The organism is Bradyrhizobium sp. 6(2017) (assembly GCF_011058295.2).
GTDB classification, from domain to species: Bacteria; Pseudomonadota; Alphaproteobacteria; order Rhizobiales; family Xanthobacteraceae; genus Bradyrhizobium; species Bradyrhizobium septentrionale.
Genome location: NZ_CP049289.2, coordinates 6,274,455 through 6,297,892, shown reverse-complemented (window position 1 = coordinate 6,297,892; position 23,438 = coordinate 6,274,455). Strand labels below are relative to the sequence as shown.

At 64.9% G+C, this 23,438-nt stretch carries 21 protein-coding genes, 1 tRNA gene and 2 riboswitches; of the genes, 7 read left to right on the top strand and 15 right to left on the bottom strand.

What is annotated here, in order from left to right:
• Window positions 1-99: 99 nt before the first annotated feature.
• Both G6P99_RS29755 and G6P99_RS29750 read left to right on the top strand, forming a co-directional pair.
• Window positions 100-711 carry a 2-hydroxychromene-2-carboxylate isomerase gene (locus G6P99_RS29755; protein ID WP_029081549.1) on the top strand — a complete coding sequence of 204 codons (612 nt, stop codon included), beginning with the start codon at window positions 100-102 and terminating at the stop codon, window positions 709-711.
• Window positions 711-1,685, top strand: coding sequence for an NADPH:quinone oxidoreductase family protein (locus G6P99_RS29750; RefSeq protein ID WP_165124400.1), 975 nt, complete (start codon window positions 711-713; stop codon window positions 1,683-1,685). Before G6P99_RS29755 ends, G6P99_RS29750 begins: the two co-directional genes overlap by 1 nt.
• Window positions 1,686-1,762: 77 nt before the next feature.
• Here the strand turns inward: G6P99_RS29750 and G6P99_RS29745 are convergent, their stop codons facing one another.
• From G6P99_RS29745 to G6P99_RS29695, 11 genes are all read right to left on the bottom strand, one after another.
• Window positions 1,763-2,437, bottom strand: coding sequence for an esterase/lipase family protein (locus G6P99_RS29745; RefSeq protein ID WP_029081547.1), 675 nt, complete (start codon window positions 2,435-2,437; stop codon window positions 1,763-1,765).
• Window positions 2,434-3,324 (bottom strand): crotonase/enoyl-CoA hydratase family protein, encoded by an 891-nt coding sequence (locus tag G6P99_RS29740; RefSeq protein ID WP_029081546.1) that lies wholly within the window; start codon window positions 3,322-3,324, stop codon window positions 2,434-2,436. Before G6P99_RS29740 ends, G6P99_RS29745 begins: the two co-directional genes overlap by 4 nt.
• A 138-nt stretch (window positions 3,325-3,462) precedes the next feature.
• The gene (locus tag G6P99_RS29735) at window positions 3,463-4,881 is read right to left on the bottom strand and encodes an amidase (RefSeq protein WP_165124398.1); all 1,419 of its coding nucleotides are present in this window, start codon (window positions 4,879-4,881) and stop codon (window positions 3,463-3,465) included.
• Window positions 4,874-6,046: a M20 aminoacylase family protein gene (locus tag G6P99_RS29730; protein WP_029081544.1), complete on the bottom strand. Its 1,173-nt coding sequence runs from the start codon at window positions 6,044-6,046 to the stop codon at window positions 4,874-4,876. Before G6P99_RS29730 ends, G6P99_RS29735 begins: the two co-directional genes overlap by 8 nt.
• 5 nt (window positions 6,047-6,051) lie before the next feature.
• The gene (locus tag G6P99_RS29725; protein ID WP_029081543.1) at window positions 6,052-7,572 is read right to left on the bottom strand and encodes a M81 family metallopeptidase; all 1,521 of its coding nucleotides are present in this window, start codon (window positions 7,570-7,572) and stop codon (window positions 6,052-6,054) included.
• A 271-nt stretch (window positions 7,573-7,843) separates the two neighbouring features.
• A complete protein-coding gene (locus tag G6P99_RS29720) occupies window positions 7,844-9,508 on the bottom strand; it encodes an ABC transporter ATP-binding protein (RefSeq protein WP_165124395.1) in 1,665 nt (554 codons plus the stop codon).
• The gene (locus G6P99_RS29715) at window positions 9,505-10,392 is read right to left on the bottom strand and encodes an ABC transporter permease (protein ID WP_029081541.1); all 888 of its coding nucleotides are present in this window, start codon (window positions 10,390-10,392) and stop codon (window positions 9,505-9,507) included. Before G6P99_RS29715 ends, G6P99_RS29720 begins: the two co-directional genes overlap by 4 nt.
• A gap of 3 nt (window positions 10,393-10,395) precedes the next feature.
• Window positions 10,396-11,337 (bottom strand): ABC transporter permease, encoded by a 942-nt coding sequence (locus G6P99_RS29710; RefSeq protein ID WP_029081540.1) that lies wholly within the window; start codon window positions 11,335-11,337, stop codon window positions 10,396-10,398.
• A gap of 278 nt (window positions 11,338-11,615) precedes the next feature.
• A complete protein-coding gene (locus G6P99_RS29705) occupies window positions 11,616-12,914 on the bottom strand; it encodes an ArgE/DapE family deacylase (protein WP_029081539.1) in 1,299 nt (432 codons plus the stop codon).
• A gap of 233 nt (window positions 12,915-13,147) precedes the next feature.
• A complete protein-coding gene (locus G6P99_RS29700) occupies window positions 13,148-14,455 on the bottom strand; it encodes a D-amino acid dehydrogenase (RefSeq protein ID WP_165124392.1) in 1,308 nt (435 codons plus the stop codon).
• Between the two features lie 65 nt (window positions 14,456-14,520).
• A riboswitch (glycine riboswitch) is annotated at window positions 14,521-14,636 on the bottom strand.
• Window positions 14,637-14,639: 3 nt separating this feature from the next.
• Window positions 14,640-14,746: riboswitch (glycine riboswitch) on the bottom strand.
• A gap of 92 nt (window positions 14,747-14,838) precedes the next feature.
• Entirely contained in the window at window positions 14,839-15,969 is a 1,131-nt protein-coding gene (locus tag G6P99_RS29695; RefSeq protein ID WP_029081538.1) for a M20/M25/M40 family metallo-hydrolase, read from the bottom strand.
• Between the two features lie 265 nt (window positions 15,970-16,234).
• Between G6P99_RS29695 and G6P99_RS29690 the strand changes: the two genes are divergently transcribed.
• A complete protein-coding gene (locus G6P99_RS29690) occupies window positions 16,235-17,854 on the top strand; it encodes an ABC transporter substrate-binding protein (RefSeq protein WP_029081537.1) in 1,620 nt (539 codons plus the stop codon).
• 174 nt (window positions 17,855-18,028) lie between these two features.
• Here the strand turns inward: G6P99_RS29690 and G6P99_RS29685 are convergent, their stop codons facing one another.
• A complete protein-coding gene (locus G6P99_RS29685) occupies window positions 18,029-18,325 on the bottom strand; it encodes a hypothetical protein (RefSeq protein WP_029081536.1) in 297 nt (98 codons plus the stop codon).
• A 278-nt stretch (window positions 18,326-18,603) separates the two neighbouring features.
• On the opposite strand from G6P99_RS29685, the gene G6P99_RS29680 reads away from it, so the two are divergent.
• Window positions 18,604-18,891 (top strand): PilZ domain-containing protein, encoded by a 288-nt coding sequence (locus tag G6P99_RS29680; RefSeq protein WP_245284703.1) that lies wholly within the window; start codon window positions 18,604-18,606, stop codon window positions 18,889-18,891.
• A 95-nt stretch (window positions 18,892-18,986) separates the two neighbouring features.
• Here G6P99_RS29680 and G6P99_RS29675 read toward each other — a convergent pair.
• Window positions 18,987-19,073: transfer RNA gene (locus G6P99_RS29675), tRNA-Leu, on the bottom strand.
• Between the two features lie 224 nt (window positions 19,074-19,297).
• Here G6P99_RS29675 and G6P99_RS29670 point away from each other — a divergent pair.
• Window positions 19,298-19,735, top strand: coding sequence for a hypothetical protein (locus tag G6P99_RS29670; protein ID WP_029081534.1), 438 nt, complete (start codon window positions 19,298-19,300; stop codon window positions 19,733-19,735).
• A 54-nt stretch (window positions 19,736-19,789) separates the two neighbouring features.
• Here the strand turns inward: G6P99_RS29670 and G6P99_RS29665 are convergent, their stop codons facing one another.
• Both G6P99_RS29665 and G6P99_RS29660 read right to left on the bottom strand, forming a co-directional pair.
• Window positions 19,790-20,992 (bottom strand): FAD-dependent monooxygenase, encoded by a 1,203-nt coding sequence (locus G6P99_RS29665; protein ID WP_029081533.1) that lies wholly within the window; start codon window positions 20,990-20,992, stop codon window positions 19,790-19,792.
• 7 nt (window positions 20,993-20,999) lie between these two features.
• Entirely contained in the window at window positions 21,000-21,245 is a 246-nt protein-coding gene (locus G6P99_RS29660) for a zinc-finger domain-containing protein (protein WP_029081532.1), read from the bottom strand.
• A 235-nt stretch (window positions 21,246-21,480) separates the two neighbouring features.
• On the opposite strand from G6P99_RS29660, the gene G6P99_RS29655 reads away from it, so the two are divergent.
• Both G6P99_RS29655 and G6P99_RS29650 read left to right on the top strand, forming a co-directional pair.
• Window positions 21,481-22,614 carry a hypothetical protein gene (locus tag G6P99_RS29655; RefSeq protein ID WP_029081531.1) on the top strand — a complete coding sequence of 378 codons (1,134 nt, stop codon included), beginning with the start codon at window positions 21,481-21,483 and terminating at the stop codon, window positions 22,612-22,614.
• 57 nt (window positions 22,615-22,671) lie between these two features.
• Window positions 22,672-23,424 (top strand): alpha/beta fold hydrolase, encoded by a 753-nt coding sequence (locus G6P99_RS29650; RefSeq protein ID WP_084518491.1) that lies wholly within the window; start codon window positions 22,672-22,674, stop codon window positions 23,422-23,424.
• Window positions 23,425-23,438 lie beyond the last annotated feature (14 nt).

Genomic DNA, 23,438 nt, shown 5'->3' with positions numbered 1-23,438 from the left:
ATCCATAACCACCATCGTGAATATGGATTCCGGGCTCGCGCCAAGGGGCGCGCCCCGGAATGACGAGAATGAAAGAATGAAACTCTGAGGGAAAACGCCATGATCGAATTCTTCTTCGACTGTTCCAGCCCGTGGACCTATCTGGCCTGGCACAACATCCAGCCGCTTGCGAAGGAGTTCGACGCTCCGATCAGCTGGCGGCCGATCCTGGTCGGCGGCATCTTCAATACCGTCAATCCGTCGGTCTACGCGCAGCGCGAGACGCCGGTGCCGCTGAAGGCGCGCTACATGAAGAAGGATCTCGCCGACTGGGCGCGCTCGGTGGGCCTTGCGATCAAGATGCCGCCGACCGTATTCCCGGTGAACAGCGTGAAGGCAATGCGCGGCTGCATCCTTCTCGGCAACGAGAAGATGGTGCCGTTCGCGCGCGCCGTGTTCGAGGCCTATTGGGGCGACGACAAGGACATCTCGCAGGACGCGGTGTTGGCCGAGATCTGCACCAAGGTCGGGATCGATCCCGCAAAGTTCCTTGCCGGCATCGGCGATCAGGCGATCAAGGACCAGCTCAAGGCCAACACCGAGGAGGTGATGGCGCGCGGCGGCTTCGGCTCGCCCACGATCTATCTCGACAAGACCGACATGTATTTCGGCAACGACCGCCTGCCGCTGATCCGCGAGGCGCTGGCACGTCTCAAGGCGAGAGCTGCCTGATGCCGAAAGCCGTTGTTTGCCGCGAGCTCGGGCCGCCCGAGCGCCTGCAGCTGGAAAACTTCGCCTCGGTGCCGCTGAAGCCGGGCGAGGTGCGTGTTGCGATCCGCGCCGCCGGGATCAATTTCCCCGACATCCTGATGGCCGCCGGCGAGTACCAGCTCAAGCCGCCGCTGCCGTTCACGCCGGGCTCGGAAGCCGCCGGCGATGTCGTCGAGGTCAACGATGCCGCTGGCGTCGCCGTCGGCGACAAGGTGATCGTCAAGATGCGCTTCGGCGCCTATTGCGATGAGACGGTTGCTGTGCCGTCGCAGCTCGTGCCGGTGCCGTCGACCTTCGACTATGCCGAAGGCGCGACCTTCCTTGCCGCGCACGGCACCGCGTATCACGCGCTGATCGATCGCGGGCAGATCCAGCCCGGCGAGGTGCTGCTGGTGCACGGTGCCGGCGGAGGCGTCGGGCTTGCCGCGGTCGAGATCGGCAAGCTGCTCGGCGCCACCGTGATCGCGGCAGCCTCCAGCGAGGAGAAGCTTGCGATCGCTAAGGCGCGCGGCGCGGATCATCTCGTGCTCTATGCGCGCGAGCCGTTCCGCGACGCGGTCAAGCGCCTCACCGATGGCCGCGGCGCCGACGTCGTGTTCGATCCCGTCGGCGGCGAGGTGTTCGAGAACTCGATGCGCTGCATCAACTGGGGGGCGCGGATTCTCGTGGTCGGCTTCACCGGCGGCATCGGGCTTGCCCGCACCAATCTGTTGATGATCAAGGGCGCGAGCGTGCTCGGCGTCCGCGCCGGTGAGGCGGTGCGGAAGAACCCCGCGCTCGGCGAGGTCAGGTTCAAGGCATTGAGCGAATGGGCCGAGGCCGGCCGGGTGCGGCCAAACATCTCACACCGGCTGCCGCTGGAGGACTATGCGAAGGCGATGCGGCTGCTGATTGAGCGCAGGGCCATCGGGCGTGTGGCGCTGATGACCAGATGAAGTAGGGCGGGTTAGCCGCAAAGCATAACCCGCCGCGCTTTGCCGAGAAGCGGTGGATTACGCTTCGCTAATCCACCCTACGCTTTTTCGAACTTCCCCTCCCGCAAAAACGCAACCGTCTGCGCGATCGCGTCCGCGTTGCGCACCAGCCAGGGATGCGAGGTGCGGATCACGATGTGATCGGCCATGCCGTCGAGCCGGGTGTTGGCGACCGACACCCGTCCGTCATGCGGTCGCGGCAGGCCGATGGATGTGATCGGATAGACCGAGCGGTTGCCGGCGATGATGCCGGTCGGGTAATCGATCGCCGGCAGCAGCGCACTGGTCGCGGCATCGCGGCGGGTGACGAGCTGCTGGCCGGCCGGACCGAAGAAGGCGCGATAGGCGGCGAGGTTTTTCAGGCGGTCGGCGATCTCGCTGCCGCCGTTCGGCGTGCCCAGCATCACGACGCGGCCGAGCCGGGCCGGGCGATGTTGTGCCAGATAGACGCGAGCCAGGAGCCCGCCCATCGAATGGCAGACGAAATGCACGGCGCCATCGAGGCTGTGCGCGAACCGGTCGAGCGCAGGATGGATGTCTTCGGCCAGCGCATCGAGCGGCTTACGCCGACTGTCATAGTCGAGATTGAGGGTAGCAAAGCCGGCATCATCAAGCGCCAGCTCCATCCGGCGAAACGAGCGCGCCGTCCTGCCGATGCCATGCAGCAGGACGACGCCGTCGGATGGAGACGCCGCGGGACGCCGTTCGCTCACTTATAGTCGCGCTCTTGCCACCATGGGAAATAGTCGGGCATATCAGACGACACCTTGTTCTTGAACTGCGCGGGGCGCTTTTCCAGGAACGACACCACGCCTTCCTTGACGTCGTCGGAGCGGCCGCGGGCATAGATGCCGCGGCTGTCGACCTTGTGCGCCTCCATCGGATCGTCGGCGCCCATCATCCGCCACATCATCTGGCGGATCAGCGCCACCGACACCGGCGCGGTCTTGGCCGCGAACTCCATGGCGAGCGCGCGCGCGGTCGGCAGCAGGTCGTCCGGCGGTACCACCTTGCTGACGAGGCGGCCGGCGAGCGCTTCCTGCGCCGGGAAGACGCGGCCGGAATAGCACCACTCCAGCGCCTGCGAGATGCCGACGATGCGCGGCAGGAACCAGCTCGAAGCGGCCTCCGGCACGATGCCGCGCTGGGAGAACACGAAGCCGAAGCGCGCCGCGTCCGACGCAATGCGGATATCCATCGCAAGCTGCATGGTGACGCCGATGCCGACCGCCGGACCGTTCACCGCGGCGATCACCGGCTTCAGGCACTTGAAGATGCGCAGCGTCACCTGGCCGCCGCCGTCACGCACCTGCGGATCACTGTAGTCGACGCTGCCGTCGGCATGCCGCTTGACCGGGCCGCGCCGCGCATCGCGGTCGAAGGTGTTGGCGCCGGACGACAGATCGGCGCCGGCGCAGAAGCCGCGGCCGGCACCGGTGACGATGATGGCCCTGACGTCGTCGTCCTTGTCGGCTTTGTCGAACGCGTCGATCAGCTCCTGCTGCATTGTGGCGTTGAAGGCGTTGAGCTTGTCGGGCCGGTTCAGCGTGATGGTCAGGATTTGCTCGGCGACCTCGTACTTGATCGTCTCATACGCCATGGGGATGATTTCCTCTCGGTTTTCTTGAATGGGCGGCGCTACGCGCGTCTCCATCCAGTTAACCCGGCAATCATCCCTTGTGAAGAAGTCGGATGCGCGGCGTGCCCCGTGCCGCGCATCGCGACTTGCGTTGAGGCGCTACTTCTTCGGCGGCGTCGGCCACGGCTTCTGCGGGCCGCGCAGGCCTTCGAAAGCCTTGCCCATGCCAAGCACGCCGATGTCGTCGAAGCGGCGGCCGATGATCTGGACGCCGATCGGAAAGCCCTTCTTGTCGTAGCCGCCGTTGATCGACAGCGCCGGGTTCTCAGACATATTCCACGGCACGGTAAAGCAGATGTGCTCGAACGGCTTTGCGGGGTCGTTGAGTGGGGCTGCGAACTCCGCCGGGAAGTTCACCGCCGGCGACACCGGCGAGATCACATAGTCGAACTCGCAGAACAGTTTTGCGGCGGCCGCGCGGATCGCCATCGTCATGTTGAAGCCGCGCATCACATCGACGCCGGAGAGCTTTGCGCCGGCCTCGGCCCAGTTGAGGATATAGGGCAGGGTCTTGCCGCGGTCGGCCTGCGACAATTTCGACAGCTCGTCCCAGGTCCGCGCCCGCCAGAAATTGTCGAGTCCCTCGAGCATCTCGGGGGTCAGGATGCCGTCGATCTCGGTGATGACGGCGCCGGCGGATTCGAACGCCTTCGCTGCCTTGACGACGATTTCGCGAACCTCCTTCTCGACCTTCTGGCCGGATCCGGCGTCGAGCATCAGCCCAATGCGCAGCTTGCGCGGCGACTTCTCGATCGCCTTCCAGTTCACCTCGAGCGCCGGCAGGCTCATGCCGTCGCGGCGGTCGGGGCGCGACAGCACGCTCATCATCAGCGCGGCGTCGTCGACGGTGCGGGTCATCGGACCGGCAACGCGGCCGACATAGGGCGGATCGATCGGCACGCGGCCGAGGCTCGGCTTCAGGGCGACGAGGCCGCACCAGGAGGCCGGCAGCCGCACCGAGCCGCCGATATCGGTGCCGAGATGCAAGGGACCATAGCCGGCGGCACCGGCGGCGCCCGCGCCGGCGCTCGAGCCGCCCGGGTTCTTGCTGACATCCCAGGGATTGCGGGTGAGGGGATGAAACGACGACAGTCCCGACGACAGCATGCCGTAATCCGGCATCGTGGTCTTGGAGAAGATCACGCAGCCGGCCTCGCGCAGCCGCGCGGCAGGCGGCGCATCCTTTTCCGCCGGCGCGAGCTTGACGCTCGCGGCACCCAGCGGCACCGGCTGGCCCTTGGTCGCGACGTTGTCCTTGATGGTGACGGGCACGCCATCGAGCGTGCCGACCGGCTCGCCTTGCTGCCAGCGCTCGGTCGCGGTCTTGGCGACCTTCCGCGCCCCGTCAGGGTCGTACAGATACAGCGCCTTGATGTGCGGCTCCCAGGTCGCGACCTGGGAGATGATTTCCTCGAGCACCTCGGAGGGCGAGAACTGCTTGGCACGGTAGCCGGCGAGCAGGTCGACGGCCGTGAGATCGTGCAGCGATGTGATGGCGTCCGGTTTCGGCTTATGCATGGGCACCTGCCGGCATGCGTTTCTCGATGATGCGGGCAAACATGCTGGCGCCGATCGGCAGGATCTTGTCGTCGAGAACGTAACCGGGATTGTGCACTGGCACTGAACCGTCATGGCCGATCCAGAAATACGCGCCGGGAATGGCCTGCATCATCTCGGCGAAATCCTCGCTGCCCATCTTGGGCGTCGAGCGGGTCAGCACCTTGGCCGGATCGACGACGGTGCGCGCGACTTCCTCGACCACGCGGGACTGTTCTTCCTGGTTCACCAGCACGCTGAACGTGTCGCGGATATCGGCCTCGATCTCGACGTCATAGGCCGCGGCCATGCCGGCGCAGATCGCGCGCATGCGCTTGCGGATCAGGGCACGGGTGTCGTCGTCGAAGGCGCGCACGGTGCCGCACAGCCAGGCTTCGCCCGGAATGACGTTGTAGGCGGAGCCGGAGTGAATCTGGGTGATCGAGACCACCGCCGGCTGCAGCGGATCGACATTGCGGCTGACGATCGACTGGATCGCCTGTCCGAGCGTCATCGCGATCACGACCGCATCCTTGGAGCGCTCCGGCATCGCGCCATGGGCGCCGTAGCCGTGGATTTTGATGTCGAAGAAGTCGGCGCCGGCCATCGCCGGTCCCGGCAGGATCGCGATCTCGCCATGGTTCAGGTCGGGCGCGTTGTGCAGGCCGTAGACCTCGTCGCAGGGGAACTGCTTGAACAGGCCGTCCTTGATCATGGCGCGGGCGCCGCCGAGGCCTTCCTCGGCCGGCTGGAAGATGAAATGCACGGTGCCGTCGAAATTGCGGGTCTCGGCGAGATAGCGCGCCGAGCCGAGCAGCATCGTGGTGTGGCCGTCATGGCCGCAGCCGTGGAAGCGGCCGGGAATGGTCGAACGCCACTTCAGATTGGTGTTCTCCTCCATCGGCAGCGCGTCCATGTCGGCGCGCAGGCCGATCTTTTTGGTGCCGCTGCCCTTGCCCTTGAGCACGCCGACCACGCCGGTGCCGCCGAGGCCGCGATGCACCTCGATGCCCCAGCTCGTCAGCTTGTCGGCGACGATGCCGGAGGTGCGAACCTCTTCGAAGCCGATCTCGGGATGCGCATGCAGATCCCGTCTGATGGCAGTGAGTTCGTCGGCAAAACTGTCGATGCGCTCAATGGTCGGCATGGTTTCTATCCGTTTGTACGTGATGGGGAGGTGGGTGCGAAAGTCGGGCCGTTGGGCTTGATACGGATACCGGGACGCAAATGTTTCCACGGCAGGGTGGCGGTATCGGCCGGCATCGCGCCCGGCGCGGCGCAGATCAGCAGCTTTTCGGCGATCGGCTCGAAATCGGCGCGGAAATGTACCGAGCTCTTGTTCACCAGGATCTTCTGCGCCGTCGGCTCGATGCCGACATAGCGATACATCGACTGGTCGGCAAGCTGGGCCTTGTAGGAGCCGACCACGACGCGGACGTCGCCGATGCGCAGGCAGGCGGAAGGACCCATATCCATGTCGCGGCCGCCGAAATAGGGGCCCGGTGCGACGAACTTGCCGTCCGACAGCTTTTCGACGACGAAAGTCTCGCGGTATGGCGCGTCACCGGGAATGCCGGACTTGCCGCCGAGTTCGAGCGTGACCGTCGCGCCGATCCCGGCGGTGTGCGCGGCTTTCGCCGATTGCGGATCGTAGATCACACCGGTCGCGGCACTTGCCTTGTTGCGCACCAGCGCGCGCAGCATGCCGGTCGTGTCAGAATCGCCGCCGGCGCCGGGATTGTCCTGGGTGTCGGCGATGATGATCGGCTTGCTCGCCGATTTCGCCAGCTCCATCGCAAGCTGGACGCCTTCGTCGGGCGAATAGATCCGGCCGTCGAAATCGTCTTCGTGGCTTTCGACCAGGGCGACAATCTTGTCTGCGGCGGCATCCGCATCGGCCTGGGTCCGGCCATAGGCGAACACGCTCGGCCCGCAATCCCTGAAATCGGCCGCCGGGAAGCCCGGCGCAAACGACAGCGTCGGCACCGCGTCGCTCTCGAGCGCGGCGAGCTTTTGATAGATGCCCTTGGTCGGCTGGTCGTTGGTGCATTGCCAGCTGATCGGAATCAGGAACGGCAATTGCCGGAACGCCTTTGCGAAGCGTTGTTTTGTTTTCAGCAGCAGCGCCAGATGCCTGGCGCAGGCGCGGCCGGTGTCGGCCATATCGACATGCGGGTAGGTGCGGTAGGCGATCAGCGCATCGGCATGCTCGATCATCTTGGGCGAGACGTTCGCATGCAGATCGAGGCTTACGACCAGGCGGAGGTCGTTACCGATCACCTTGCGCACGCGGGCGAGGACCTCGCCTTCACCGTCGTCATAGTGCTCGGCGACCATGGCGCCGTGCAGGTCGAGATAGACCGCATCGATCGGCCCGGCCGCGGCAATGCCGTCGACCATTTCGGTCACGATCCGCTGATACGCATCCTTGCTCACATGCGCCGACGGGCTTGCCGCCGCGAAAATCGTCGGCACCAGCTCCCAGCCATTGGCTTCCGCCGCCTCGACAAAACCGGCGAGGCCGACATTGATCTTGCGCATGACTTTGAGCACATCGGCCCCATGCGTCATCGACGGCCAGCCGCCGCCGTGCACGAAGTCGTCATAGGTTGCCTTCGTCGGTGCGAAGGTGTTGGTCTCGTGCAGGAAGCCGCCAACGGCAATGCGGGTCATCAAGTTGGTCTCGATACGTTTCTTCGATCATGATGCGAATGGAACGGCCCGCGCCACGATCTCGTCTCGTTGGTTGGAGCGCGATCTTTCGGAGAAACCGGTGTCCACCTTCCGGCTCACACTCTAGGGCGCGACGTTAAGCGTGTCGTCGCGCCCAGCGCAAGCCGGGGAGCACTACCGGATTTGCATGCCCTATGGGCGTAAAGGCCCAAGGCCAGGTCATAAAGCCATGTCAGCAAGGCTAGGTCGTAAGGCTGCTGCTGCTAAAGACTTAGGCCGTCGCTACAATGCCTTCCGAAACCGGGCGGAAGTTCGCAAAATCCCAGCCGCGGCCGGGTGCGGCATTGAGTAGCGCGCGGGTATAGGCCTGCTGCGGATTGGTCAGCACCTCGGCCGCCGGTCCCTGTTCCACGACGCGGCCGCGCTGCATCACGGCGACGTCGTCGCAGATTTGTGCGGCGACGCGCAGATCATGCGTGATGAACAACAGTGCGATGCCCAGACGCTGCTGGATTTCGTCAAGCAGGTTCAGAACCTGCGCCTGCACCGAGACGTCGAGCGCGGACACGGCTTCATCCGCCACCAGAACGTCGGGGTCGAGCGCCAGTGCGCGCGCGATCGCGATGCGCTGGCGCTGGCCGCCGGAGAACTGGTGCGGGTAGCGCGCGATCGCGTCGGGCGGCAAATGGACCAGCTCGAGCAGTTCGCGGGCCCGCGCCAGCGCGTCCTTGCGCGGCATGCCGTAATTGATCGGGCCCTCCGCGATGCTTTCGCCGACGGTGACGCGCGGATTGAGCGAGCGGTAGGGGTCCTGGAAGATGATCTGGATCTTCTGGCGATGCGGCTGCAACAGTCGCCGCGACAGATCTGAGATCTCGCGGCCGGCGAGGCGCACGCCGCCCGAGGTCGGATCGATCAGGCGGACGATGCAGCGCGCGACCGTCGATTTGCCGGAGCCGCTTTCGCCGACGATGCCAAGGGTGCGGCCCTTGCGCAGAGTGAGCGTGACGTTGCTGGCGGCCGCGACTTCACGGGCTTTGCCGTACAGCGACCGCTCCCGGTAGACCTTGCAGAGCTCGTTGGCCTCCAGCACCACCGGCTCCTGCGTCTCCGCGCGTGGCGGGCGCGGCACCAGGCTCGGCACCGAGGACAGCAGATTGCGGGTGTACTCCATCTTCGGATTGCGCAGCACGTCCTGCAGCGGGCCGGTCTCGACCAGCCGGCCGTGCCGCATCACCGAGACGCGGTCGGCGATCTCGGCCACGACGCCCATGTCGTGGGTGATGAACAGCACCGCGGTGCCGTGATCGCGTTGCAGGTCGCGGATCAGGGTGAGGATCTGCTTCTGCGTGGTGACGTCGAGCGCGGTGGTCGGCTCGTCCGCGATCAGGAGCTTCGGTTCCAGCACCAGCGCCATCGCGATCATGATGCGCTGGCGCTGTCCGCCCGACAGGCGGTGTGGGTAGGAGGAGAAGATGCGCTCCACATCCGGCAGCCGCACATGCTCCATCATCGCCAGGATCTTCTGGCGCCGCGCGCGGGCGTCGAGATCGGTATGGGCGCGCAGCACCTCGTCGATCTGGCGGCCGACCGGCACCACCGGGTTGAGCGCAGTCATCGGCTCCTGGAAGATCATCGCCATCCGCGTGGCGCGGAGCTGGCGCAGCCGCCGGTCGCTGGCGGTGAGCAGCTCCTCGCCGACCAGTTTGACGCTGCCGCCCGAGGGCACCAGCGTGCCCTTCTGCAGCAGGCCCATCACGGTGAGCGAGGTCACCGATTTGCCGGAGCCGCTTTCGCCGACCAGGCAGAGCGTCTCGCCTTCGCGCACCTGCAGCGAGAGGTCGTCGATGATGCGGTGCGCATCCTGCTTGCGGCCGAGGCCGACGACGAGATTGTTGATGTCGAGGACGACGTTGGTCGAGCTGGTTGCGGTCACTTGCCCTCACGCTGCTTCATACGGGGATCGAGCGCGTCGCGCGCGGCGTCGCCGATCAGATTGATGCTGAGAATGGCGATCGAGAGCAGGAGCCCCGGCCAGAAGATCAGCGAGGGCTTGACCTGAAAATAGGCGCGGCCCTCGGCCATGATGTTGCCCCAGGTCGGTGTTTCCGGCGAGATGCCGGCGCCGAGGAACGACAGGATCGCCTCGGTCAGGATCGCGGATGCGCAGACATAGGTGCCTTGCACGATCAGGGGCGCGATCGTGTTCGGCATCAAATGCCGCCACATGATCTTGGGCAGGCTGGAGCCGAGCGAGATCGCGGCCTCGACATAGGGCTCCTCGCGTGCGGTCAGCACCACCGCGCGCACCAGCCGCGCCACGCGCGGGATCTCGGGGATGGTGATCGCGATCATCACGGTCCAGATGCTGGCGCCCGACAGCGACACCACGGCGATCGCGAGCAGGATAGCGGGGATCGCCATCAAGCCGTCCATCACACGCATCATCACCGCATCGACCCAGCGGAAGAAGCCGGCGACGAGGCCGATCAGCAGCCCGATAGCAATTGAGCAGACGGCGGCACCGAGCCCGATCACCAGCGAGATCCGCGCGCCGTAGATGACGCGCGACAACAGGTCGCGTCCATAGGCGTCGGTGCCGAGCAGGTACTGCGCGCTCGACGGCTTCAGCCGCTGCGACGGCGTCAGCAGCAGCGGATCGTGCGGCGCGAGCAGCGGCGCGAAGATCGCCATCAGGATGATGAGGGCGAGACAGATCGTCGCAACCGCGATGATCGGCGTCGAGGTGAGGAAGCCGAGCTTGACGCGGAACGGCCGGGTGACGGGGATAGAGGATTCGGGAAGGGTTTCGATCGCCATTGCTCAGTACCGGATACGAGGATCGAGCAGGGTGTAGGCGAGGTCGATCAACAGATTGACCGCGACATAGATACCCGACGTAAGAAGGATCATGGCCTGGATCACCGGATAGTCGCGCGCCAGCACCGCATCGACGGTGAGGCGGCCGATGCCGGGCAGGTTGAACACGCTCTCGGTGACAACGACGCCGGAGATCAGGAGCGCGAAGCCGGAACCGATCACGGTGATGACCGGCACCGCGGCGTTGCGCAGCGCATGGCGCAGCAGCACGCCGGTCTCGCCGATGCCCTTGGCGCGCGCGGTGCGCACGTAATCCTCACCCAGCACATCGAGCATCGAGGCCCGTGTCATGCGCGCGATCAGCGCGACATAGATGAAGGAGAGCGTGCAAGTCGGCAGGATGATGCGCTCGAAGAATGGACCGAAGCCGGCCGAGATGCTCTTGAAGCCCTGCACCGGCACCCAGCGCAGATCGATCGCAAAGATCTGGATCAGCACATAGCCGATCACGAACACCGGCACCGAGAAGCCGAGCACCGAGAGCCCCATCACGAAGCGATCGATCCATGTGCCGTGCTTCCACGCCGCGATCACGCCGAGCGGCACCGCCACCAGGATCGAGAGGATGATGGTGGCGAGCGCGACCGAGATCGACGGTTCGAGGCGCGGGCCGATCATCTCGAGGATCGGCTTGTTCGAGATCAAGGAGACGCCGAGGTCGCCATGCAGCAGTCTGGCGACCCAGGTGTAGAACTGTATGTAGATCGGCTCGTTGAGACCAAGCGAGGTCCTGATGCGTTCGAGCTGCTCCGGCGTCGCATTGTCGCCGGCGAGAATGGCGGCGGGGTCGCCCGGCGTCAGCCGCAGCAACAGGAACACGAACAGAGCCACCACGCCCATCACGGGAACGGCAGCGAGGATGCGGCGGATGAGATAGCCGATCATCGTTGCTATCTCCCGTCGTCAGGCGGTGCGAAGCGAAGGCTGGGCCGCATCATACTCATGGTGTCCCCGTGATGTGTCTCATGCGCTTCTGCGTCTTCTCTCAAAGCTAGCGCGAAAGTGATGAATTTGCAGGCAAATACTGTGCCAATGGCGACGCTATATCAAGGCGCGGTTCAGGCCGTTGGAAGCCTCCCTTGGTCTGAAGCTGCTCCATCCGAAGCTGCTATTTCGAATTGCACATTTCGTCATGCGCCACCGACCTGAAACGACAAGTCCATTCACGCTCTCATCACGCCGCACCAGTTAGCGACGAACAATGCGATGCTCTGCGTTGTCTTGCGAAGGCTGTCGAGCTCGACGCGCTCGTTGAACGCATGTGGGCCGATACCGTAAGGACCATAGCAAAGGGCAGGGATGCCGTAGTCGACGCAATAGTAGCGGGTGTCGTTGACGGCGGTAGACAGGCGCTCCTGCATTGAAGCCTGGAACACGGAGTGATGGGCGGCCGACAGAGCTGCTTCCGCTTCGCTGCCAGGCTCGCACACCGCTGGGTCTGCCTGAAAACCACTCCACACAAGCTCAGCCGGATTGTCGGACAGGAAGTCGTCGGCCTTGTGCGCATCGGCCAGGCATTCCTCGATGCCACGCATCGCCTCTCGCGGTGTCTCGCCCGGCAGCAGACCGAGCCGGCAATCCAGCTCGCACCAGGCCGCGGTCGAACTGGCCCAGTCGCCGCCTTTGATGATCCCGACGTTGAACTTGATCGGATTCTTGACGCTGCGGAACCAGCTGTTGTCGAGCGCCCGGGCATTGAGCGTTTTGGTGTAATCCTGGAACGCGCGCACCAGATGCATCGCCGACAGGATGGCGCTGGTACCGGCCTCGGAATAGGCGACATGCACCGGCGTGCCGCGGACGCGCAGGCGAAACCAGATGGCGCCGACCTGGGCGCGCGTGAGCGTGTGTCCGGTTGGTTCGGGAATGAGACAGGCGTCGGCGCGATAGCCGCGCATCAGAGTGGACAATGCGCCGTTGCCGGTGCTCTCTTCCTCGGCCACGGTCTGCAGATGGATGCGCCCGCCCGGGGCATATCCGGCGTCGCGGATCGCATCGAGCGCGAAGATCATTGCCGAGACACCGGCCTTCATGTCTTGCGCACCACGCCCGAACATCCAGCCGTCGCGCACGGCGGCTGCGAACGGCGGCTGATCCCAAAGGTCAGCGGGCCCCTCCGGCACCACGTCGATATGACCTTGCAGGATCAGGCTGCGCCCGCTGCCTTTGCTGTTCTTCGTCGCAACAACCTGCTGCGATCCGGCAAGATCGATGCCGTCCATTGGCGCAGCCTTCGGATGGCTCATCAGGTTGACGTCCGCAAGGCTGAACACATCGACGTCGTAGCGGCGTTTTGCGAACTGCTCGGCCAGCCAAACTTGTTGCGGCGCTTCCTGTCCGCGCAAGCTGCGGAACTGCACCATGCGTGACAGGAACGCGATCTGATCGTCGAAGTTTCGGTCGACGGCCGCGCACAGCTCTGCGGCAATCTGATCCGGCTTGGTCAACGTCTCAATTGTCATGTCGCGCCTTTCGTGGAGCCCTGTGCAGAAGGCTGAGCTTTGACTGTTTTGGAAAGACGGCACGGAGTCGGCGCAATGTCATGCGTGCCCGCCACCCCAATGCGCATTGTCCCCTCCCGCGATGAAGCGCTTTTTCCCATTGTGACGCTAGTTCCTATCACGCGGCGTTTCTCAGCGAATTCCGACTTGGCCATAGGCAAATACGCTCATATTCTTCCTCTTCGGCCGGACAATTAGGGGAAAGCTGCGTGAGTGGTCTCGGTCGTATCGACCTGCGACGGCACCATTGAAGGCGTGTCGAGGTCGCTGCAATCATCGATCGCCCCTGCGACCATCTGCGCCGTCGCGGCAGACAGCGTCCAGCCGAGATGACCGTGGCCCGTATTGTAGAACACGCCCGGAATCCGTCCGGCGCGAACCACCGGCATCATGTTCGGCATCATCGGTCGCAGGCCCGCCCATGGCACGATCGTCGACGTGTCGATCCCTGGGAAATGATGTCGCACCCAGTCCACCAGCGGCTGGATCCGGTCGGCGCGAATGTCGCGGTTGAAGCCGTTGAACTCAGCGGTGCCGGCGACGCGGAAGCGGTCGGCGCCGAGCCGGCTGGTGACGATTTTCGCAGCTTCATCGAGCAGGCTGACGGTCGGCGCAGCGTCCCGGCTCTGCGGCGCATCGAGTTGCACGGTGATCGAATAGCCCTTCACCGGATAGACATTGACGCGGTCGTTGAGCATGCCAGCGAAGTAGCGGCTCGCCACCCCGGCGCAGATGACTACACCGTCCGCCTGCAACTCATGCCGCGTCGCGACGTCAGCGTCGTGCGAAGCGGCTTCGTTCCAGCTGATGCGGAAGCCGTCATCGCCGCGCGCGATCGCATCGACATCGGCTTCGTGGATGAAGGCCGCGCCGCGGCGGATGCAGGCGTCGGCGAGCCCGCGGGTGAACTTGTGGATATCGCCGGTTGCATCCGACGGTGTGAAGAAGCCGCCATAGCAGGCCGTCTGCAGCGCGGGCTCGATGGCGCGGATTTCGTCCGCCGTTACCGGCCGGCGGTCGAGCCCGCCTTGCTGCAGCAGCGTGTTGACCCGCAGGCCCGCTTCGAAGCCGGCCTTGTCGTGATAGACGTGCAGGATGCCGCGGCGTTCGAGATCGAAGGCGATGTTCTCGCGCTGTGCGATCGAGAACAGATGTTTGCGCGCCTCGATGGCGAGCCGCGTGGTCTCGATGGTGTTGCTGCGATAGCGGCCGATGTGGCCGACGAACTCGCCGATCCAGGAATATTTGTGCCAGCTCGGCTTCGGATTCATCAGCAGCGGCGCGTCGCTCCTGAGCATCCAGCGCAAACCCTTGAGGATGGTCGCGGCGCTGTTCCAGACTTCGGCGTTGCTGGCGGAAAGCTGTCCGCCATTGGCGAACGAGGTTTCCATCGCGGCGTAGCGATGCCTGTCGAGGACAGTCACCCGGTAGCCGCGTTCGAGCAGGGCATAGGCCGTCGTCACGCCGGTGATGCCGGCGCCAATGATCGCAATGTGAGGCATGGTGGTCTTCAGGCTCCCGTGGGTTAGAGTCGCCGAACCACCGGTGAAACCGGCGTCGGCGCCCCATCTGTCACGGTACCTGAGAGCTTGATCCGCATCGGGCCGAGGCCCAATAGCGAACTATCCCCTTCGGTGGACGTCATGGCCCTTGATGTGTGGCCATGTTCGTCTCTCTCCAGATCGTCCTGACGATACAGTCCTTTTGCCTGAGAGTTTCCGGGGCGGTTGCTCCGTCGGCGCCGAAGCCAACAACACGCATGTTGTCGCTCCGATCTCTCCCGCATCGTCGTGTTGGACGGCCGGACCGTAGGCGAAGCCTGAAAATTGGACAAGGCTAAATTTCGATCCGGCAGTGCCAACGTGTTGTGCAGTGCAAATCGACGTCAGTCCAGCGTCGCCAGCAGCGCCGCCATCAGGCGGCCGCGCTCGGCGAGGCTGTCGACCTCGATATGTTCGTTGAGCGTATGCGCATCGGCGCCGCGAACGCCGAGGCCGTCGAGCGTGGGGATGCCCATCGCGCCGGTAAAGTTGCCGTCCGATCCGCCGCCGGCGCTGCCGTGCGGCAGATCGAGGCCCATCGCCGCCGCGAGGCTCTTTGCCTTTTCATAGAGCACCATGGTGCCGGCATCCGGCTCCCACACCGGGCGGGTGACGCCGCGCGTCACCTTGAAGGTCACGTCGTTGGCGGTGCCCGACAGCGCCAGCATGCGCTCGACGCCGCGGTCGAGATCGGCCTGGCGCTTGGCCATGCTGAGCGCTTCGCCGGTGCAGGTCGTCGCGACGCAATTGACCCATTGGCCGCCATGCACGATGCCGACCGAGAACGTGCAGTCCTCGGTGGTCATGCCGTCGATGGCGATGATCTGCCGCGCCATCTCGCGGATCGCGGAGCGGCCGGACGACAGCGTCGCGCCGGCATGGCTCGGCTTGCCTGTTGCTTCCAGATTGAAGCGCGCGATCGCGTAGCGACCGGTGACGACGCCGTTGTTCGGCCGGCCTGGCTCCGGCACCAGCACATATTTGTTGCGTGCGGCTTCCGCCTCGATGATGTCGCGCGTCGACGGCGTGCCGACCTCTTCATCGGGGGTGAACAGCACCGTGATCGGCAGCGGCGTCGTGAATGCGGCGCGCGCCAATTGTCTGATCGCCTCGACCGACAGATAGTTGCCGCCCTTCATGTCGAAGATGCCGGGCCCGAAGCACTTGTTGCCTTCGCGCCGCCACTTCAGCTTCTCGATGGTGCCAACCGGGTGCACGGTGTCCAGGTGACCGGCGATCAGGATGCCGGGCTGGCCTTGCTTGGGATGAGGAAAACGGGCGCGGACGCAGCCGGCAAAGCCCTGGCGTCCGGCGATGCGTTCGATCGTCGCACCCATGATCGCCATCTCGCGCGCGGCAAGGTCGAGCATGCGTTCGACCGCCGCCGAATCCCAGGTCGGGCTCTCGCATTCCACCCAGCTACGTAGCCCTTGCAGCATCGCTTCGGAATCAAAGGGAAGATTGGCTGGGTTCATCGTTTTTCTCTCTTGTTGTTTTGATCGCGCCGGCATCGCGCGCGCGTTACGAAAATCTCAGCCGACGAATTTGTAAAGCCAAAATCTGGCGCGCGGCCTCATTCGTTTGTGTACGTCCGATCCCGCCCGAAACCGATTGACGCGCATTGCGCTTGGTGCAAGTCTCGATTTCACAAGCCGTACAGCATGTTAGTTCGCCTAAATAACGAACCGCATGCATAACGAATAAGCCGGCTTTGACCAGTTTCACGTCAGGAGAAATTGCATGTTCCCTATCTCGCGTTGGAAGCACCGCACGCTTGCGGCTGCGTTGACGGCGCTTGCACTGTCGTTCGCGCCGCAGGAATTGTCTTTGGCACCGCAGGCGATGGCTGCGGGCAAGACCATCACCGCGGTGATGCACTCGGATCTGCGCGTCATCGATCCGATCATGACCACCGCCTACATCACCCGCGATCATGGCTACATGATCTATGACACGTTGCTGGCGACGGATTCCAACTTCAAGATCCAGCCGCAGATGGCGGACTGGAAGGTGTCCGACGACAAGTTGACCTATACGTTCACGCTGCGCGACGGCCTGAAGTGGCACGACGGCGCGCCGGTCACCGCGGAAGACTGCGTCGCCTCGCTGCAGCGCTGGGGCAAGGTCGACGGCATGGGCCAGAAGCTGATGGACTTCGTCGCGAGCCTGGAGGCGACCGACGCCAAGACCATCACGTTGAAGCTGAAGGAGCCCTACGGCCTCGTGCTCGAATCGATCGGCAAGCCGTCGTCGCGCGTGCCGTTCATGATGCCGAAGCGTCTCGCCGAGACGCCGCCGGACAAGCCGATCCCGGAACAGATCGGCTCCGGGCCGTTCAAGTTCGTGCAGGCGGAATTCCAGCCGGGCGTGAAGGCGGTCTACGAGAAGAACAAGGACTACGTGCCGCGCAAGGAGCCGGCGAGCTGGACCGCGGGCGGCAAGGTCGTCAAGGTCGACCGCGTCGAGTGGATCACGATGGCTGATGCGCAGACCGCGGTGAACGCGCTGCAGTCCGGCGACATCGATTTCATGGAACAGCTTCCGTTTGACATGCTGCCGGTGCTCGAAGCCAATCCGGATCTCAAGATCGACGTGCTGAACAAGTTCGGCTTCCAGACCCTTGGTCGCATGAACTTCCTCTATCCGCCGTTCGACAATCCGAAGGTGCGCCGCGCCGCATTCCTGGCGATGAACCAGAAGGACGTGCTCGACGCGCTGGTCGGCAATGCCAAGTACCAGAAGATTTGCGGCGCCTTCTTCGTCTGCGGCACGCCGCTGGAGACCGACGTCGGTGCCGAGACCTTAGTGAAGGGCAGCGGCATGGCGGAGGCCAAGAAGGCGCTTGCCGCGTCCGGCTATGACGGCACGCCCGTCGTGATCATGGGGCCGGGCGATGTCACCACGCTGAAGGCCCAGCCGATCGTCGTGGCGCAGCAGTTGCGCGATGCCGGCTTCAAGGTGGATTTCCAGGCCACCGACTGGCAGACCGTCGTGACCCGCCGCGCCAGCCAGAAGTCGCCGAAGGAAGGCGGCTGGAATATGTTCTTCACCAACTGGGTCGCAGCTGACGTCGCCGATCCGATCGTCAACGCGTCGATCACCGGCCGTGGCAAGAACGGCGGCTGGTTCGGGTGGGCCGAGGACCCGAAGATCGAGGAGCTGCGCGACAAGTTCGCGCGCGCCGGCTCGGCCGAGGAAAAGAAGAAGATCGCCGCTGACATCCAGACCGAGGCCTACGATCAGGTGATCTACATCCCGCTCGGCCAGTACACGGTTCCGAGCGCCTGGCGGAAGTCGTTGACCGGCGTGCTCGACGGTCCGGCGACACCGATCTTCTGGAATATCGACAAGTCCGAGTAAGCTTGCGATTTTGCTCACGACGAATGGCCGGGCGTTGTCCCGGCCATTTTTCGTTTCGAACTGTCGCTTCTAAAGCTTCGGTTCTGATTGAATCAGAACCGAAGCTCTAGTTTCTTGTTTGACGCGTTTTCTTCACGCGAACCGGTGCCCACTTCGCTCGAAAACGCTCTAATGTCAGTGACCCGATTTCGCGGCGTTCGCGCTCGACAGGCTGGAGAGCTGTGTCGGCCCGACGGCCGCGCCGTTAATCCAGACGGCCGTTCCCGCGGCGAGTGCCAGCAGTCCGTACAGCATGATCGCGCCACGAATCCATCGCCGGTAGATCACGCGCTCGTCGGGCGTCGCGTCCCGGAATTTCTGGGCATTGAGCCCGTTGCTGCAATGGGCCGCGTCGTCGCCATGCTCGAGAATGGAGGCGCTTTGTTCGCACGCCCTGTCGCCAGCAATCCGATTGCAGTTTGCAATCTCCATCACCGATCTCCGACCATTGATTTCGAAATGCGACGGCCGCGAAATGTGCGGCCGGAATTTTCCAATGCGCGAAGATTACGAGACGCGGCGATCCCGGCTTGTGAACCGTGCCACAGCCCGGAAACACGATCAGGTGATGCGAGCGTCGTGATACCGCGCGTGCCCGCCGAGGCCGTGGGCGCGCGTGGCATGCCAACGCGTTTGGCGATGTCTTAAGGTTCCCGTCAGAATCGCGTCGTAATCTGGCCGCCAGCTTGTGTACCGACCGCGACGGGTTCATGGCCGACGACAAAAGCAGGCCCGCACCAGCCAGCGGGCAACAGCCAATGCCGACCGACGAGCGGCGTGCCGGCTCCCGTCGCCGCGTCCTCAAATCGGGGGCGATCGAGTTCGGCAATGAAGCGATACCCTGCACGGTCCGAAATCTTTCTCCGCAGGGGGCCTGCATCGAAGTCAATTCGCCGCTGTGGTTTCCCGACCGCTTCGTGCTCGCCGTCGACGGCCAGCGGCACACCTGCCGGGTGATCTGGAAGAAGGAGCGGCGGATCGGTCTGGGGTTTGACTGACGAACGGCTTGGCCGAGCCGTAGCTCGCGGCAGCCGCATCGCCTTCGCCTGGCCGGCCGTGGCGCCAACGCTACTCATTTCGCGAGCGAGAGGCCTGGTGCGGGCGGTGGGAGTCGAACCCACACGACGTTGCCATCGAGGGATTTTAAGTCCCTTGCGTCTACCAGTTCCGCCACGTCCGCATTGCGCCAGGCGCGCCGATTTCTAGCGCGTTTGGGCGCGAAGTGGAATTGTCATTATCCGCTGCTAACAGGTGCGGTTTCAAAGACTTAAACAGTGGCCTGCAATTCCATTTGCTTCGGCCGCCTCGCATTGGGATAAGCGGCGCGCCGCCGCGATTGAGCCTCAATCCGGACACCGGCGGCTGCTTTAGGCAATCTCAACACTGTCTGATTAAGAAAGCCGAATGCCTGTTCGTTTCCCACGCCGCTCAAAGCTGTCGCGCGCGGCGGCCGTCATTGTGCTGCTCGCCTCGGCCGCGGGCGTTTCCGGCTGCGCGCAGATCGGCGATACCATGTCGCCGGCGTTCGCCGATCCCGCCAAATACGACCTCTATGATTGCAAGCAACTCGAGACCGAGCGCAAGAACCTCGCGACCAGCGCTGCGGATCAGGAAAAGCTGATGGCCAAGGCGGAGACCGGCGTCGGTGGTACCGTGATCTCCGAGATGGTCTATCGCAACGAACTGATCTCGATTCGCGCCCGGCAGAAACTTGCGGATCAGGCCTGGCGCAGCAACAAGTGCCACGAGAGCCCGCCGGACGAGACCGCTGCGGCCGCAGCGCCCGCCGCGCCGGCGCCTGCCGCGAAGGGGGCACGCGTCCCGCGGGGCGTCGTCCACTAAACTCAGCGCTTTCGAGCGAAGCCGATCGCTGTTCGCGTGCGCTCAGCTGATGGCTCAGACGCGCCAGTCGTAGATCCAGTCCTGCCGCGCCAGCATGCGCTGCGGACCGATGGCGCGGATCGCGAGATCGCGCGCGATCGCGAGCGGCCCGCGCAAGTGATAGATGCGGCCCTGCTGCCGGGCCAGGCGCTGGACCTTCAGTATGCGCCTGCGCCGCATCTCGGCGTAGCGCTTCAGCGCGGCGGGAATGGCTGAGGTGTTTTCCCCGGTGCAGTCGCCGAGCGCCTTGGCGAGCACGGCGGCATCCTCGATTGCCATGCCGGCGCCCTGCGCGGCGAACGGCAACATCGCATGCGCGGCATCGCCGAGCAGCGTCACCGCGCCTTCGCTCCAGCGGCCGATGTCGGGCAGGGTGAACAGCGCCCATTTGCGCCAGCTGTCGACGGCGCCGATCAGCATCCGCGCGGTTGCGGGCCAGCGCGCCGTGGCGAACGCGCCCTTGATCTCGTTGATGTCGCCGGGTGCGCTCCAGCCCGGCCGGTTCCAGGTGCCTGCGACGATCGCGACCACGTTGATCTGGCGCCCACCCGAGATCGGATAGGCCACAAGATGGGCGTCCGGCCCCATCCAGAGCTGGACGCGCGGTGCGGTGTATTCACACGGCAGGGCGGTTGCGTCCAGCGTGCCGCGCCAGGCGATCAGGCCGGAGAATTTCGGCTGTACATCCGGAAACAAATGCCCGCGCACGGCGGACCAGATGCCGTCGGCGCCGATCAGCGCGACGGCCAATTCCTCCCGCCGTGCGTTGCCGCGGCGCTGCACCACCGTCAGCCCTTTGGCGTGCTTTGTCACATCCTCGAACTGGCAGCCGAGCCGCAGGTCGATATCGGGGTGGTCGTTGACCGCGGCCTGCAGTGCGGCCTGCAGGTCGGCGCGGTGGATCACCCAATAGGGTGCGCCGGCGCGGAACTCGGCCGCTTGACCAAGCGGCATCCGCGCGATCTCGCCGCCGGCCCGCGCGCTCAGGATGTTGACGGATTCAGGCGTAACCGCCCGCCGCGCAAGCGGTTCCTTGAGCCCGAGCCCGACCAGGATGCGGCTGGCATTGGGAGAGAGCTGGATGCCGGCGCCGGCTTCCTCGAGCCGCTCGGCCTTCTCCAGCACGACGACGCGAAAGCCTTGTGCCGCCAGTGTCAGCGACGCCGTCAGTCCTCCGATCCCGGCGCCTGCAACGATGACGGTTCGCGTCAGGGCCACGGAGCGGTCAGGCGACCTTGTCTTTCAGCACGCATTCCGGCGGCCGCGCCTCGCCGGCAGCCAGGTCGGGCGCGAAGCGATAGAGCGTCGAGCAGTACGGGCAGATGATCTCGCTGTCGTTACCGAGGTCGAGGAACACGTGCGGGTGATCGAACGGCGGGTTGGCGCCCACGCACATGAACTCCTGCGATCCGATTTCGATCACCGAGACACCGGCATCGTTATGGAAGTGCGGGACGACGTGGTCGGACATATTCTCACCTTGGTGGCAACGATGGGCAGACGCAATCGACAGCATGCGGCATCGCGAAATGCCGCGCACCATACTGGCGGGAACAGTTGATTCCTAGAGCCCCGACGGCTCATTTGCTCATGCAAATTCGACACAATCTTGTCGTCCCAGAGAAGCCCTTCTTTGGTCGGAGCCGTTGTGTCGCAAAAACGGCACACTATTTCCAAGGCGAATTAAACTTGAGGTTTCAAGCGGAATGAACGGGGTTCGCCTCAGTCTTGCGGTGGCCGGCCTGGCAGCGAGCGCTGCCATCGGCGCGGTCATTTGGCCGCATGCCCATGACGCCGGCACGATCCTCGCCGCGCGGGACAATCCCGCCGAGCTCGCCGACCTCAGGATCAATTCCGTGCTGCGCAACAACCCGGCGTTGATTTCGGACAATATCGAGGCGGCACTGGCCGCGGGGGATGCCGACCTTGCGACGAGCTTTGTCGCGCTCGCCGCCGAGAAGGACATCGCGCTCAGCGACGAGCTCACACGGCGGGTCGACGAGGCGCGCGCCGAGCAGTCGTCCACCACGCATTTCGCCAAGGGGTTCGCCACCGGCCTCGTGACCGGCAACGCCGACGATGTCGCAAGCCTGTCCGGCACGGTCGCGGGCGACCTGTTCGTGTTCGGCGATGTCAGGGACGTCGTGCGCGAGGGCAAGCATCTCGTGATGGGTGAGGACACCGACCAGCTGGTGCTTGGGCTTGCGGCCGCCGGGCTCGCCGTGACGGCGGCGACCTATGTGTCGGTCGGCGGCGCCGGGCCGCTGCGCGCCGGGCTGACGCTGGTCAAGGATACGCGCAAGGCGGGACGGCTGAGCGAAGGGCTGATCGAATCGGCCGGGCGTTCGACCCGCGAGGTCGTTGACCAGCCGGCGCTGCGCGAGGCGGTCGCCTCCGGCTCGGTGCTTCGCCCGGCAGAGACCGCAACCGCGATCCGCGCGGCGTTCCGCGCCGAGAAGGCCGGGGCGCTGGTGCGCGTCGCCAAGGACGTCGGACGCGTCGGCGAGGCCGCCGGGATTCGTGCCGCACGGGACACGCTGAAGGTCGCGGAGAACCCGCAGGAGATCGCGCGCGCGGCCCGCATCGCGGAGGCAAAGGGCGGCCAAACCCGCGCGATCCTGAAGCTGCTCGGCCGCGGCGCGCTGCTGCTTGCGGCCGGCACGTTCAATCTCACCATGTGGCTGTTCGGCGCGCTGCTCGCGCTGTTCGGCTTCCTGTCCTCGATCAAGGCGACCACCGAACGGGCTACCGGGTGGTGGCTCAGGCGGAGCAAGGCGCGTCGCCTGCAGCGGCAGATGTCCGCTCAGGTTGCGCTGGCGGGTTCTGCCGCCCAGGGCTAAGCTCGCGGTCGGCTTTTCGATCGCCAAACTCAATCCCAAAAAACAACGGAATGGATGATGCCGAGTTTCCATCACGGCGACGTTGAAATTGCCTATATCGACGAAGGCGAGGGCGAGCCGATCGTGCTCGTGCACGGCTTTGCCTCGAGCAAGAACGTCAACTGGATCTATCCGACCTGGGTGTCGGATCTCGTCAAGGCTGGCCGGCGCGTCATCGCGCTCGACAATCGCGGCCACGGCGAATCCGCCAAGCTCTACGATGCCGCGCAGTACGAGATCGCGATCATGGCGAGCGACGTGATCGCGCTGATGGATCATCTCGGGATCGCGCGCGCCGACATCATGGGCTATTCGCTGGGCTCGCGGATGACAGCGATCCTGGCGCTTGAGAATTCCGATCGGGTGCGCTCGGCGATCCTGGGGGGCATCGGCATCGGGCTGATCGAGGGCGGCGGCCCCGGCGAGACCGTAGCCCTCGCGCTGGAGGCACCGTCGCTCGACGATGTCACCGATCCGGTCGGCCGCACCTTCCGCGCCTTTGCCGACCAGACCCGCTCCGACCGCCGCGCACTCGCCGCCTGCCTGCGCGGCTCGCGCCGGCTGATGACGCGCGAGGAGGCGGCCGGCATCCGCGTGCCGGTTCTGATCGCAGTCGGCAGCAAGGACGAGATCGCCGGCTCAGCGGCGGCGCTCGGCAGGATCATTCCGGGTTCGGAGGTGCTCGACATCCCGAACCGCGATCATATGCGGGCGGTCGGCGACAAGGTCTACAAGACCGGCGTCATCGACTTCCTGTCGCGGCGAAAATAGCTCGTCGGCTTCGT

Bases quoted from the DNA above. Each gene is read 5' to 3' on its own strand.
- G6P99_RS29740 (WP_029081546.1), bottom strand. From the start codon at position 3,324: ATGGCGTATGAGACGATCAAGTACGAGGTCGCCGAGCAAATCCTGACC.
- G6P99_RS29730 (WP_029081544.1), bottom strand. From the start codon at position 6,046: ATGCCGACCATTGAGCGCATCGACAGTTTTGCCGACGAACTCACTGCC.
- G6P99_RS29710 (WP_029081540.1), bottom strand. From the start codon at position 11,337: ATGATCGGCTATCTCATCCGCCGCATCCTCGCTGCCGTTCCCGTGATG.
- G6P99_RS29685 (WP_029081536.1), bottom strand. From the start codon at position 18,325: ATGGAGATTGCAAACTGCAATCGGATTGCTGGCGACAGGGCGTGCGAA.
- G6P99_RS29655 (WP_029081531.1), top strand. From the start codon at position 21,481: ATGAACGGGGTTCGCCTCAGTCTTGCGGTGGCCGGCCTGGCAGCGAGC.
- G6P99_RS29690 (WP_029081537.1), top strand. From the start codon at position 16,235: ATGTTCCCTATCTCGCGTTGGAAGCACCGCACGCTTGCGGCTGCGTTG.
- G6P99_RS29735 (WP_165124398.1), bottom strand. From the start codon at position 4,881: ATGCATAAGCCGAAACCGGACGCCATCACATCGCTGCACGATCTCACG.
- G6P99_RS29680 (WP_245284703.1), top strand. From the start codon at position 18,604: ATGGCCGACGACAAAAGCAGGCCCGCACCAGCCAGCGGGCAACAGCCA.
- G6P99_RS29755 (WP_029081549.1), top strand. From the start codon at position 100: ATGATCGAATTCTTCTTCGACTGTTCCAGCCCGTGGACCTATCTGGCC.
- G6P99_RS29660 (WP_029081532.1), bottom strand. From the start codon at position 21,245: ATGTCCGACCACGTCGTCCCGCACTTCCATAACGATGCCGGTGTCTCG.
- G6P99_RS29700 (WP_165124392.1), bottom strand. From the start codon at position 14,455: ATGCCTCACATTGCGATCATTGGCGCCGGCATCACCGGCGTGACGACG.
- G6P99_RS29705 (WP_029081539.1), bottom strand. From the start codon at position 12,914: ATGACAATTGAGACGTTGACCAAGCCGGATCAGATTGCCGCAGAGCTG.
- G6P99_RS29750 (WP_165124400.1), top strand. From the start codon at position 711: ATGCCGAAAGCCGTTGTTTGCCGCGAGCTCGGGCCGCCCGAGCGCCTG.
- G6P99_RS29725 (WP_029081543.1), bottom strand. From the start codon at position 7,572: ATGACCCGCATTGCCGTTGGCGGCTTCCTGCACGAGACCAACACCTTC.
- G6P99_RS29670 (WP_029081534.1), top strand. From the start codon at position 19,298: ATGCCTGTTCGTTTCCCACGCCGCTCAAAGCTGTCGCGCGCGGCGGCC.
- G6P99_RS29695 (WP_029081538.1), bottom strand. From the start codon at position 15,969: ATGAACCCAGCCAATCTTCCCTTTGATTCCGAAGCGATGCTGCAAGGG.
- G6P99_RS29715 (WP_029081541.1), bottom strand. From the start codon at position 10,392: ATGGCGATCGAAACCCTTCCCGAATCCTCTATCCCCGTCACCCGGCCG.
- G6P99_RS29650 (WP_084518491.1), top strand. From the start codon at position 22,672: ATGCCGAGTTTCCATCACGGCGACGTTGAAATTGCCTATATCGACGAA.